Here is a 13009-nt window from a genome sequence, read left to right as displayed (position 1 = left end):
GAGAGAGACAGCACATGGTTTCGGGACGGAGCGATGCGAACACGGGCCGCATCAGGCTTGGCATGGTGGGCGGTGGCCAGGGAGCCTTCATCGGCGCCGTGCACCGCCTCGCGGCACGGATGGATGACCAGTATGAGCTGGTGGCGGGCGCACTCTCGGCGGACCCCGCCAGGGCCAGGGCCTCGGGCGCGGAGCTTGGGCTTGCGCCGGACCGCGTCTACGCTGATTTCCGCGAGATGGCGCGGGCCGAGGCAAAGCGCGCCGATGGCATCGAGGCGGTGGCCATCGTCACGCCGAACCATGTGCATGTGCCGGCCGCCATGGCTTTCATCGAGGCTGGCATCCATGTGATCTGTGACAAGCCGCTGGCACTCAGCCTCAAGGAGGCGAAGGCGCTGGAGAAGCTTTTGGCCAGGCGCAAGGATGTGATCTTTGCGCTCACCCACAATTATTCCGGCTATCCGATGATCCGCCACGCCAAGGCGATGATCGCCGCGGGCGAGCTTGGCGACATCCGCGTGCTGCAGGGCGAATACCCGCAGGACTGGCTTACCACCGCGCTGGAAAAGACCGGCCAGAAACAAGCGGCCTGGCGCACCGATCCCAAACGCTCAGGCGCTGGCGGCTCAGTGGGTGACATCGGTACCCATACCTATCAGTTGCTATGCGATGTATCGGGCCTTTCCGGCGCTGAACTGGCGGCCGATCTCACCAGCTTCGTGAAGGGCCGGGTGCTGGATGACAATGCCCATGTGATGCTGCGCTTCAAGGGCGGCGCCAGGGGCATGATCTGGGCCAGCCAGGTGGCGCCCGGCAATGAGAACGGCCTCAAGATCCGCATCTACGGCACCAGGGGCGGACTTGAATGGAAGCAGGAAGACCCGAATTATCTGTGGTTCACGCCGTTTGGCGAGCCGAAGCGGCTGATCACCCGCGGCGGCGCCGGCGCGAACGCCGCGGCGGGCCGCATGACGCGCGTGCCGCCAGGCCATCCGGAAGGCTATCTCGAGGGCTCGCCAATATCTATTCGGAGGTGGCCCGCGCCATCAAGGCGAAGCGCGCCGGCAAGAAGCCGGAGAAGGACGTGACCTTCCCCGGCATCGCCGACGGCGTAGCGGGCATGGCCTTCATCGAGGCCTGCGTTGCATCCGCGGCGAAGAACGGCAAATGGGTGAAGCTCGCCTGACTGGGCGCCACATAACTCAACGTTTCATCATCCGACGGCTTGACCGCGGCATCTTGCATACGGCGCTGGAGAGGCGGCGGGGCGCGTCTGCCTACTCCGCCGCCTCCATGTAGTTCGCCATTGGCGGGCAGGTGCAGACCAGGTTGCGGTCGCCGAACACATTGTCGACGCGCGCCACCGGCGGCCAGTATTTGCTGTTGGGATAGCCTTTGAGCGGGAAGAACGCCTTCTCTTTCGAATAAGGGTGCTTCCAGTCGCCGAGCAGCAGGCGGTGGGTGTGCGGGGCGTTCTTCAGCACATTGTCCAGCCGGTCCGCCTTGCCCTCCTCCACTTCGGCGATCTCACGCCTGATCTCGATCATCGCGTCGCAAAAGCGGTCGAGCTCGCGCTTCGATTCCGATTCGGTGGGCTCGATCATCAGCGTGTCCGCCACGGGGAACGACATGGTGGGGGCGTGGAAGCCATAATCCACCAGCCGCTTGGCCACATCCTCCACACCGAGACCCGTGCGCTCCTTGAGCCAGCGCAGGTCGATGATGCATTCATGCGCGACGAAGCCGCCCGGCCCCTTGTAGAGCACCGGAAAATGCGGATCGAGGCGTTTGGCGATGTAATTGGCGTTGAGGATGGCCATGATCGTTGCCTTGCGCAGGCCGTCGCCGCCCATCATGGCGATGTAGGTCCATGAAATGGGCAGGATCGACGCCGAGCCCCAGGGTGCGGCCGACACCGCGCCCTGCGACTGGTCGCGGCCCGCCGCCGGGTTGACGCCGGTCACCACGGAGTGCCCCGGCAGGAACGGCGCCAGATGCGCCTTGACGCCGATCGGCCCCATGCCCGGGCCGCCGCCGCCATGCGGGATGCAGAAGGTCTTGTGCAGGTTCATGTGGCAGACGTCGGCGCCGAGCTCCGCCGGCCGCACCAGCCCGACCTGGGCGTTGAGGTTGGCGCCGTCGAGATAGACCTGGCCGCCATGCGCATGCACGATGGCGCAGATCTCCTTCACCGCCACCTCGAACACGCCGTGGGTGGACGGATAGGTGATCATCAGCGCCGCCAGATGCGGCGCATGCTCCACCGCCTTCTTGGCGAGATCGCCCACATCGACGTTGCCGTGCGCGTCGCAGGCCACCGCCACCACCTTCATGCCGGCCATGATGGCGGAGGCCGGATTGGTGCCATGCGCCGAAACCGGGATCAGGCAGACGTCGCGCTGCGTGTCCCCGCGCGATTCATGATAGCCGCGGATGGCGAGAAGCCCGGCATACTCGCCCTGGCTTCCGGCATTGGGCTGCAGCGACACCGCGTCGAAACCGGTGATCTCGGCCAGCATGTCCTCCAGCTCCTCGAACAGCTGCATGTAGCCCTGCGCCTGCTCGAGCGGCGCGAAGGGATGCAGCATCGAGAACGACCGCCAGGTGACCGGGATCATCTCGGTCGTGGCGTTGAGCTTCATGGTGCAGGAGCCCAGCGCGATCATCGACTGGTCGAGCGCGATGTCCTTCACCTGCAAGTGCCGGAGATAGCGCAGCATCTCGGTTTCCGAGTGATACATCGAGAACACCGGATGGGTGAGATAGCTGGACGTGCGGCGCAACGGCTCGGGGATGTTGTCCTTCACCTGGCGGTCCACGGCGTCGATCGATATCCGCTCCAGCGCGTCGGTCTTGAACACGCTGAGCAGGCGTTCGAGCTCTTCGCGCCGCACCGACTGGTCGAAGGAGACGCCCAGATGATCGGCGTCGACAAAGCGCAGGTTGATGCGCTGCTCCTTGGCGCGCGCCCACAGCGCATGGGCGCGGCCCGGCGCGGTGACCGTCACCGTGTCGAAGAACGACTTTGTCGGCACCTCATAGCCGAAGCCGGTCACTGCGGCGGCGAAGATCTGCGCCATGCGGTGGGTGCGCTCGGCCATCTTCTGGATGCCCTTGGGGCCGTTGTAGACGGCGAACATCGAGGCGATCACGGCCAGCAGCACCTGCGCGGTGCAGATATTGCTGGTCGCCTTCTCGCGGCGGATGTGCTGCTCGCGGGTCTGCAGCGCCATGCGCAGCGCCCGGTGGCCCTCGGCATCGACCGACACGCCGATCACCCGGCCCGGCATGGCGCGCTTGTATTCGTCCCGTGTTGCGAAGAAGGCGGCATGCGGCCCGCCATAGCCCATCGGCACGCCGAAGCGCTGGGCCGAACCGATGGCGAGGTCGGCGCCAAGCTCGCCGGGCGGCGTCAGCAGCGCCAGCGCCAGAAGGTCGGTGGCCATGATGGCCAGCGCGCCCGCGCCGTGCAGCTTCGAGATCAGGCCGCGCCAGTCGCGCACCTCTCCCGAAGAACCGGGATAGGAGAACAGCGCGGCAAACACCGACTCAGGTTTCAGATCAGTGGCGGGATCGCCGATCACCAGATCGTAGCCGAAGGCCCTGGCGCGGGTGGCGATCACGCCGATGGTCTGCGGGTGGGTGTCGCGGTCGACGAAGAAGGTGTTGGAGCTGGTCTTCACCACGCGCCGCGCCATGGCCATGGCCTCGGCGGCCGCCGTGCCCTCGTCGAGCAGCGAGGCATTGGCGATTTCCAGCCCGGTCATGTCGATGACCATCTGCTGGAAATTGAGCAGCGCCTCGAGGCGGCCCTGGCTCACCTCCGCCTGGTAGGGCGTGTAGGCGGTGTACCAGCCGGGATTTTCGAGAATGTTGCGCAGGATCACCTTGGGCGTGACGGTGCCGTAATAGCCCATGCCGATCATCGACACGAACACGTCGTTGCGGTCCGCCATCTTGCGCAGATAGGAGAGCGCGGTGCGCTCCGGCATTGGCTTGCGCAGTTCCAGCGGCCGCTTGGCGCGGATCGGTTCCGGCACCACGCGGGCGATGAAATCCTCAAGCGAAGAGGAACCGAGGCTGCGCAGCATCTCGGCGGTGTCGGCGGGGTCCGGCCCGATGTGGCGGGCGATGAAATTGGCGCCGGGTTCAAGCTCGGCGAAGCTGGGGCGGTGGGTCATGTCAGGTCCTTATCCGCTGATGAACTTGTCGTAGGCGGCCTTGTCCATCAGGCCATCGAGTTCCGAAGGATTGGTGAGCTTCACTTTCATGAACCACGCTTCGCCCTCGGCGGCGCGGTTGACCATCGCGGGGTCGCCCTCCAGATCCTTGTTGACGTCCACGACCTCGCCGGACACCGGGGCATAGACCTCGCTTGCGGCCTTCACGCTTTCAACGACCGCCGCCTGGCCGTGCTGCGTCACCGTCTTGCCGATGGCGGGAAGCTCCACGAACACCACATCGCCCAGCTGCTCCTGCGCGTGGTTGGTGATGCCCACGGTGGCGATGCCGTTCTCGACTTTCACCCACTCGTGGTCCTTGCTGTATTTGACGGTCATGGCGGTCTCCTAGCGTTTGAAGCGGTTGGCAACGAAGGGAAGCGGGACGATCGTGGCGGCAAGCGGCGCTCCACGCACGATCAGGTTGACTTTGGTTCCTGGCGCGGCGGATGCCGGCGTCACATAGCCCATGGCGATGGGGCCGCCGGCGGTGGGGCCGAAACCGCCCGAGGTGACCTTGCCGATCTCCTGGCCTTCCGCATCCGTGATGGGCGCGCCCTCACGCGCCGGGGCGCGGCCCTCGGGCCTGATGCCGACCCGCCGCCGGGGCGGGCCATCGGCGAGTTCCGCCTGGACCCGCGCCGCGCCGGTAAAGCCACCCTCGGTGCGGCGGCGCTTGCCGATCGACCATAGGAGGCCGGCCTCGACCGGCGAGATGGTCTCATCAAGCTCATGGCCATAAAGGCAAAGCCCGGCCTCGAGACGGAGCGAATCGCGCGCCCCCAGCCCTATGGGCTTCACCAGCGGGTCGGCGAGCAGCAGGTTCCATAGCCGCGGCGCATCCGCGCTGGCCACCGAGATTTCGAATCCATCCTCGCCGGTGTAGCCGGAGCGCGAGACTTGGGCGCGGACCGGCCCCAGGGCGGCATCGCGGTAATGCATGAAGGAAAGCCCGCCGATGTCCGGCACATGCTGGGCCAGAACCTCCTCGGCTTTGGGGCCCTGCAGCGCTGCCAGCGCCAGCCCATCGAGCCGCCTGAGGCTGACGCCGCGCGACAGGCGGGCATCGATCCAGTCATAGTCATGTTCATTGCGGCCGGCATTGACCACCACATAGAGCAGCCCGTCCTGGCGGTGGCGGGTGATCATCAGGTCATCGAGCGTGCCGCCGGTTTCCGACAGAAGCTGCGAATAGCGCTGCTGGCCTGGCTTGAGGCCCAGCACATCCGCCGGAACGAGGCGTTCCATGGCCCGGGCCGTGGTCTCGAAATCAGGCCCGGCGATCACGCATTGGCCCATGTGCGAAACATCGAACAGCCCGGCGCTGGCGCGCGTCCAGTTGTGCTCGGCAATGATGCCGGTGGGGTATTGCACCGGCATGTCATAGCCGGCGAAGGGCACCATGCGGGCGCCGAACTTCACATGCTCGGCATGGAGCGGGGTTCGTTTGGGGGTGTCATCGTTCAAAATACCGGTCTCCGGACAAAGCTGGGCCAGACCCGGCGGCTGCCGAATCTGCCCCCTCTGTACGAGACCTGAGAGATTTCGCGGGGCCGTCACTCCGGCACGGGCCCGCTTGGCTCCTTCGGTGAGCGGGCTTCGTTACAAGCCTGCTGCTCTCCAGAGTTCTGACTCACGCCCAGGCGGTACTTTTGCCTGAGAGTTTCCGGGGCGGTTGCTCCTTCGGCGCCGGCTTCAACCGGTCTCTTCCGCGCTGGGCGCTGTGCTGAACTGTTTCGCACACTAGGCCGATCGCGGCCCAAGTCAAGCGGGGCTGACAGAGCGGTTACCAAGCCCTTGTTGACAAGCGCCGCCGCGCCCCGCATCTCTTTCGCATGGCCAAGCCACCTCTCACCATTCTGCTGGCCGCCCCCCGCGGTTTCTGCGCCGGGGTGGTGCGCGCCATTGACATCGTGGAACGCGCGCTCGCCCTGTATGGGGCGCCGGTCTATGTGCGCCATGAGATCGTGCATAACAAATTCGTGGTCGACGATCTCAGGGCCAAGGGTGCCGTTTTCGTCGAGGAGCTCGATGACATTCCGGACGCCAGCCGGCCGGTGGTGTTTTCGGCCCATGGCGTGCCGAAATCGGTGCCGGCCGCGGCCGCCGCCCGCCATATGTTCCAGCTCGACGCGACCTGCCCGCTGGTCACCAAGGTGCATATGGAGGCGCAGCGCCATCATGCCGAGGGTTTTGAGATCATCCTGATCGGCCATCACGGCCACCCCGAGGTGATCGGCACCATGGGCCAGCTGCCCGAGGGTGCGGTGCGCCTGATCGAGACCGTGGAGGACGCCGAGGCGATCGCGGTGCGCGACCCAGCCAAACTTGCCTATATCACCCAGACCACGCTGTCGGTGGATGACACGCAGGATGTGATCGCAGCGCTGCGCCGCCGCTTCCCGGACATCAAGGGCCCCTACAAGGAAGACATCTGCTACGCCACCACCAACCGCCAGGACGCGGTGAAGGCGATTGCGCCGCGCATCGAGCTCTTGCTGGTGGTCGGTGCGCCCAACTCCTCCAATTCGCGGCGGCTCGTTGAAGTGGGTGAGCGATATGGCGCGCCGCGCAGCCTGCTGGTGCAGCGCGCCGGCGATCTCGACTGGCCGTCGCTTCAGGGCCTGTCGGTGATCGGCGTCACCGCCGGGGCCTCGGCGCCGGAGCTCCTCGTCAATGAAATCGTCGATGCCTTCCGCGCCCATTACAGCGTGACGGTGGAAACCGTGACGCTGCGCGAGGAGAACGTCGCCTTCAAGCTGCCGCGCGAATTGCGCGATGCGCCAGCCCAGGCATGAGCGCACAGAAGGTCGTCGTGCATACCGATGGCGCCTGTTCCGGCAACCCTGGCCCGGGCGGCTGGGGCGCCATCCTTGATTATAACGGCACGCGCAAAGAGCTTTCAGGCGGCGAAGCCGAGACCACCAACAACCGCATGGAGCTGATGGCCGCCATCATGGCGCTCGAGGCGCTGACCCGGCCCTGCGCGGTGGCGATGCATGTCGATTCGAGCTATGTGAAGGACGGCATCACCAAATGGATTCACGGCTGGAAGAAGAACGGCTGGAAAACCGCCGACAGGAAGCCCGTGAAAAATGTCGAGCTCTGGCAGCGGCTGGACGCGGCGCTGGCCCGTCACCAGGTGTCATGGCACTGGGTGAAGGGCCATGCCGGCCACGACGACAACGAGCGCGCCGACGAGCTGGCCCGCGAAGGCATGGCGCCGTTCAGGCGGAATAGCCGCACTTGAACGTCCAGCACGACAGACGGTAGCTGCGCACGGTCAGGCATACTTCCCGTGGCAGTGCTTGTAGCGCTTGCCGGAGCCGCAGGGGCAGGGGTCGTTACGGCCGACCTTGCCCCAGCTCTTGGGGTCCTTCGGGTCGGGGCCCGGCTTCTGTACCGCCATCATTGTGCTGGCCAGCGCCGAGAGTTCGTCCTCGCCGGTCACCGGATCAATGTGGTGAGCCTCCATCTGCGGCAGCTCGTCTTCATCCGGCAGCTCGGTCAGTTCCGAGGCATCGCGCATCTGCACCTCGACGCGCATCACCTGCGCGGTCACGTTCTCGCGCAGCTTGTTCACCATGCTCTCGAAGAGATTATAGCCCTCGGTCTTGTATTCGTTGAGCGGGTCGCGCTGCGCATAACCGCGAAGATGGATCACCTGGCGCAGCTGCTCGACCGTGATGATGTGGTCACGCCACAGCTGGTCAAGAGTTCGCAGGAGGAAGGTCTTCTCCACCTGGCCCATGATCTCCGGCCCGTATTTGGCGCGCTTTTCCGCATAGTGCTTGTCGGCCGCCTGTTCCACGCGCTCGAGGATTTCCTCCTCGGCGATGCCTTCTTCCCTGGCCCAGTCTTCGACCGGGAAATCAAGGCCCAGAACCTCCTGCAGCCGCTCACGCAAGGCCGCGGCATCCCACTGCTCGGCATAGGAGCCCGGCGGAATATGCTTCTTGACCAGATCGTCGACGGTCGTCTTGCGCATGTCGTCGATGGTCTCCGACACCTCCTCGCCCTTCATGATGCCGATGCGCTGGTCGAAGATCACCTTGCGCTGGTCGTTCATCACATTGTCGAACTTGAGCAGGTTCTTGCGGATGTCGAAGTTGCGCGCCTCGACCTTCTGCTGGGCCTTCTCCAGCGCCTTGTTGATCCACGGATGCACGATCGCCTCGCCCTCCTTGAGGCCGCTGATCGTCAGCATGGTGTTCAGCCGCTCGGAACCGAAGATCCGCATCAGATCGTCTTCGAGCGAGAGATAGAACAGCGAGCGTCCGGGGTCGCCCTGGCGGCCGGAGCGGCCGCGCAGCTGGTTATCGATGCGGCGGCTTTCGTGGCGCTCGGTGCCGATCACAAAGAGCCCGCCCGCGTCCAGCACCTTCTGTTTGTCGGTTTCGGTCTCCTCGCGGATCGCCCGGATGCGGGCCTCGCGCTCTGGCCCGTCCGGAACGCCGGCGAGTTCAACCGCGATCCGCATGTCCGGATTGCCGCCCAGCTTGATGTCGGTGCCGCGGCCGGCCATGTTGGTGGCGATGGTCACGGCGCCGGCGGCGCCCGCTTGCGCCACGATCGCCGCTTCCTGCTCGTGGTAGCGGGCATTGAGCACGCTGTGCGGGATGCCTTTTGCCTTGAGCAGCGAGGACAGCACTTCCGACTTTTCAATCGACGTAGTGCCGACGAGCACCGGCTGGGCCCGGCCGCGGGCCTCCTCGATGGTTTCGATGATGGCCGCGTATTTTTCCTTCGCGGTGCGGTAGACCTGGTCATCCTCGTCCTTGCGCGCCACCGGCACGTTGGTGGGAATGTCGAGCACCTCGAGCTTGTAGATGTCCATGAACTCCTCGGCCTCGGTGGCCGCCGTGCCGGTCATGCCGGCCAGCTTGGCGTAGAGGCGGAAATAGTTCTGGAAGGTGATCGAGGCGAGGGTCACGTTCTCCGGCTGGATCGCCACATGCTCCTTCGCCTCGAGCGCCTGGTGCAGGCCTTCCGAGTAGCGCCGCCCCGGCATCATGCGGCCGGTGAACTCGTCGATGATGACGACCTGCCCGTCCTTGACGATATAGTCCTTGTCGCGCTGGAAGAGCTTGTGCGCCCGGAGCGCCTGCTGCACATGATGCACGATGGTGACGTTCTCGGCGTCATAAAGGTTGGTGCCGCGCAGCAGCCCGGCGCCGCCCAGCACCTGCTCCAGATGCTCGTTGCCCTTTTCGGTGAGGGTCACCGAACGCTGCTTTTCGTCGAGTTCAAAGTCCTCCGGCGTCAGCGCCGGTATGTACTGGTTCACGGCATTGTAGAGGTCGGACTTGTCGTCCACCGGCCCTGAGATGATGAGCGGCGTGCGCGCCTCGTCGATCAGTATCGAGTCCACCTCGTCGACGATCGCGTAATTGTGGCCGCGCTGCACCATCTCGGCCAGATGATACTTCATGTTATCGCGCAGATAGTCGAAGCCCAGCTCATTGTTGGTGGCATAGGTGACGTCGGAGCCATAGGCCTGGCGGCGCTGCTCGTCGCTGAGCCCGTGCACAATCACGCCGGTCTTCAAGCCCAGGAAGGAATAGATCTGACCCATCCAGGCGGCGTCGCGGCGGGCCAGATAGTCGTTGACGGTCACCACATGCACGCCTTTGCCGGCGAGCGCGTTGAGATAGACGGGAAGGGTGGCGACCAGGGTCTTGCCTTCACCGGTCTTCATTTCGGCGATGCGGCCCTCATGCAGCACCATGCCGCCGATCAGCTGCACATCGAAATGGCGCTGGCCCAGCGTTCGCTTGGCTGCCTCGCGCACCGTGGCGAAGGCCGGCACCAGGAGATCGTCAAGGTCCTTGCCGCCCGCCACTTCGTTCCGGAACAGATCCGTACGCGCCCGCAGTGCCTCGTCGGAAAGGCCTTCCAGTTCAGGCTCCAGCGCGTTGATGGCGTCGACGCGGCTGCGGTACTTGGAAATCCGGCGGTCGTTGCTGGAGCCAAAAATCTTTGCGGCGAGGCCGCGCAATCCGAGCATTGATTCGTTCCTTCAGGCGCAGGCCGGAGAAGCCTCCGGTCGAGGCGCGTTCTAATCAGTTTGCCGCGCCGGAGCAACGCGCAGACGAAATCATTTTCCGGGCAACAGGCAAATGGTTTCCCGGCCACGGCTTTTCAATGTGTGGCCAATGCGCAACAGAGGCGCCAAACTGTGGAAGGCCCACTTGCAACCTGATCATGCCCGGATCAAAGTGATTTTTCAATGTGATCGCCCGGCGGGCGGAGCAAAAGGCTTATTCTTGCCTTGTTTCGAGGACAATGAGCAAGCCCGAAGCCTGTGGGAGCCAGGGCGGGGCAAAGGCTCTGGAACGATGGAATTCATGTCAGTTTCTCGAATGATTTTAAAGAGTTGCGTTGCGACAGCAATACTCGGCCTGGCGCTGTCTGTGCCTGTCATGGCGCAGGAAGAAGAGGCCGCCGGCAAGGAAGACAAGGTTGTGGCCATCGTCAATGGTCATGAGATACGGGTCTCCGAAGTCCAGATGGCCACCGAAGACATTATCGGCCAGCTGCCCAACCTGCCGCCGAAGGTGCGCTTTCCCTATGTTGTCGAATATCTGATCGAGCGCCACTTGCTGGCCCAGTATGCGGTGAAGGAAGGGATTGCCGACACTGAGGAATACAAGCGCCGCCTGGCGCTTTACCAGGCCAAGGCGCTGCGCGACGCTTACTTCTTCCAGAAAATCAGGCCGATGGTGACGGAAGAGGAGATCCGCAAGGTTTATGACGAAGAGGCGGCGAAACTGCAGCAAACCGAGCGCATCCGCGCCCGGGTGATCCAGGTCGCCACCGAGCAGGAGGCCAATGACATCCTGAACCGCCTTGCCAAAGGCGAAACCTTCGAGGATCTGGCAAAGAAATATAGCCTCGACGGGTCGAAGGAAGCGGGCGGCGATCTGGGCTATTTTACCGCCGAAGACATGGTGCCGGAATTCTCCAAGGCCGCCTTCGCGCTGAAGCTGGGCGAGGTTTCGCCGCCGGTGAAGACCGACCTGGGCTGGTACATCATCCGTGTTGACGACCGCAAACAGGGCGTGGCGCAGCCTTATGATCAGGTGAAGCCGGCGATCCGCAACGTCCTGCTGCGCCGCAAGGTTGGCGATGTGATGGAGAAGCTGCGTGCGGCCTCCAAGGTCGAAATTGTCGATCCTGATCTGAAGACGTATGCCGAAGAGGCCGCCAAGGCCGCCAAGACTTTCCAGGAAAAACAGCAGAAGACGCTCGACCAGTCCGACGGCTCTGTTATGGATGGGTCCGGCGGCGGCGCCGCGGGCGATGGCAAGGGCGACCTGCAGCTTCCCGCACAGTAACAAAGCAGGGCACACCGGACGGGCGGAGGGGTCAGATCATGGCACATCGGGTATCGCCCTTGGCGCCGCAAGCGTTTCCCGAACTGCCGCCGGTGGGTGGCGTCGCGCTGGCGGCGGCCGAGACCGGCATCCGCTACAAGAACCGGCCGGACGTGCTGCTGGCGGTGATGCCGCCGGGCACCACGGTCGCCGGAACCTTCACCCGCTCCAAGTCGCGCTCCGCGCCCGTTGACTGGTGCGCGGCGCATCTCTGGGGCGGCACGGCGCGGGCGGTGGTGATCAACGCCGGAAACGCCAACGCCTTCACCGGCAAGGCTGGCGTTGCAACGGTAACGGCCGTTGCGAAGGCGGCAGCCAAGCTCCTCTCCTGCAAGCCCGGCGAAATCTTCCAGGCCTCGACAGGCGTGATCGGCGAACCGCTGGATCCGTCCTTCATCACCGGGGCGCTGCCGCAGCTTGCCGCCGAGGCCGGGGCGGACCGCTGGGCGATGGCTGCCCGTGCCATCATGACCACCGACACATTTCCAAAGGTGGCGACCGCCAGGGTGAAACTGGGTGGCAAGACGGTCACCATCAACGGCATCGCCAAGGGCTCCGGCATGATTGCGCCGGACATGGCGACGATGCTCTCGTTCATCTTCACCGACGCGGCGCTGCCGCATCGCATTCTGCAGAAGCTGCTGTCGCAGGCCGTGGACCGGAGTTTCAATTGCGTCACCGTCGACGGCGATACCTCGACCTCGGATACGGTGCTGATGTTCGCCACCGGGGCGGCCGGCGGCGCTCTCACGGGCTTGCGCGGCGCCGCCGATCCGCGGCTTCAACCCTTCGCCAGGGCGCTCGATGCCCTGTGCCTGGACCTCGCCCAGCAGGTGGCGCGGGACGGCGAGGGCGCCGAGAAGCTGATCGAAATCGCCGTCACCGGCGCCGAGAATGACAAGGCGGCGCACCGCATCGCCATGACCATCGCCAACTCGCCGCTGGTCAAAACGGCGGTGGCCGGCGAGGACGCCAATTGGGGCCGGGTGGTCATGGCCATCGGCAAGGCTGGCGAGAAAGCCATCCGCGACCGTCTGAGGATCAGGATCGGCGGCGTCACCGTGGCGCGCAATGGCATGCGCGATCCCAGCTACCGCGAGGCGGACATCATGCCGCACATAAAGGGCCGCCACGTGGTGATCGAGGCCGATGTTGGCGTCGGCAAGGGCAAGGCCCGGGTGTGGACCTGCGATCTCACCCACCGCTACATCGATATCAACGGCTCCTACCGCAGCTGAGCTGTGGGCGGTGAGTTGAACTTGCGGTTCTACTTCTCACGGCCCCTATGTCTTCTCCCGCTTGCGGGAGAAGACGGGGACCCATTGCGAAGCAATGGGGCAGAGGAGGGGACACTTCTCCTGCTGCCTCCCGGCGCCCGCACCTCCCCCCACATCCTGGGGGCCCCATCCTCTC

Annotated in this window: 8 protein-coding genes, 1 pseudogene and 2 riboswitches; of the genes and pseudogenes, 5 read left to right on the top strand and 4 right to left on the bottom strand. The window is 64.9% G+C overall.

The features are described 5' to 3' along the window. Positions 1-14 precede the first annotated feature (14 nt). Positions 15-1186 (top strand): annotated as a pseudogene (locus ACKOED_RS16565) (Gfo/Idh/MocA family protein). 91 nt (positions 1187-1277) lie between these two features. Here the strand turns inward: ACKOED_RS16565 and gcvP are convergent. The 3 genes from gcvP to gcvT are packed head-to-tail and all read right to left on the bottom strand — an operon-like array spanning position 1278 to position 5687. Next, positions 1278-4181, bottom strand: coding sequence for an aminomethyl-transferring glycine dehydrogenase (gcvP, locus tag ACKOED_RS16560; protein WP_408917734.1), 2904 nt, complete (start codon positions 4179-4181; stop codon positions 1278-1280). Positions 4182-4190: 9 nt separating this feature from the next. Next, on the bottom strand, positions 4191-4559 hold the full coding sequence (gene gcvH, locus ACKOED_RS16555) for a glycine cleavage system protein GcvH (RefSeq protein ID WP_408917733.1): 369 nt from the start codon (positions 4557-4559) through the stop codon (positions 4191-4193). A 9-nt stretch (positions 4560-4568) separates the two neighbouring features. After that, positions 4569-5687, bottom strand: a complete 1119-nt coding sequence (gene gcvT / locus ACKOED_RS16550; protein WP_408917732.1) for a glycine cleavage system aminomethyltransferase GcvT — start codon at positions 5685-5687, stop codon at positions 4569-4571. Between the two features lie 47 nt (positions 5688-5734). Beyond that, positions 5735-5854: riboswitch (glycine riboswitch) on the bottom strand. Further along, positions 5855-5942: riboswitch (glycine riboswitch) on the bottom strand. A gap of 113 nt (positions 5943-6055) precedes the next feature. Here gcvT and ispH point away from each other — a divergent pair. Both ispH and rnhA read left to right on the top strand, forming a co-directional pair. Continuing rightward, positions 6056-7018 carry a 4-hydroxy-3-methylbut-2-enyl diphosphate reductase gene (gene ispH, locus ACKOED_RS16545; RefSeq protein WP_408917731.1) on the top strand — a complete coding sequence of 321 codons (963 nt, stop codon included), beginning with the start codon at positions 6056-6058 and terminating at the stop codon, positions 7016-7018. Then, positions 7015-7470, top strand: a complete 456-nt coding sequence (gene rnhA / locus ACKOED_RS16540; protein ID WP_408917730.1) for a ribonuclease HI — start codon at positions 7015-7017, stop codon at positions 7468-7470. The genes ispH and rnhA overlap by 4 nt, the downstream gene beginning before the upstream one ends. A gap of 33 nt (positions 7471-7503) precedes the next feature. Here rnhA and secA read toward each other — a convergent pair whose 3' ends face one another. Beyond that, positions 7504-10227: a preprotein translocase subunit SecA gene (gene secA / locus ACKOED_RS16535; RefSeq protein WP_408917729.1), complete on the bottom strand. Its 2724-nt coding sequence runs from the start codon at positions 10225-10227 to the stop codon at positions 7504-7506. A 415-nt stretch (positions 10228-10642) separates the two neighbouring features. Here secA and ACKOED_RS16530 point away from each other — a divergent pair, with 415 nt between their 5' ends. Beyond that, positions 10643-11557, top strand: coding sequence for a peptidylprolyl isomerase (locus ACKOED_RS16530; protein ID WP_408917728.1), 915 nt, complete (start codon positions 10643-10645; stop codon positions 11555-11557). A gap of 38 nt (positions 11558-11595) precedes the next feature. Beyond that, entirely contained in the window at positions 11596-12834 is a 1239-nt protein-coding gene (argJ, locus tag ACKOED_RS16525) for a bifunctional glutamate N-acetyltransferase/amino-acid acetyltransferase ArgJ (RefSeq protein ID WP_408917727.1), read from the top strand. Positions 12835-13009 lie beyond the last annotated feature (175 nt).

It is taken from the genome of Aestuariivirga sp. (assembly GCF_046093005.1).
Lineage (GTDB): Bacteria > Pseudomonadota > Alphaproteobacteria > Rhizobiales > Aestuariivirgaceae > Aestuariivirga.
This window is presented reverse-complemented; position numbering and strand designations above follow the sequence as displayed.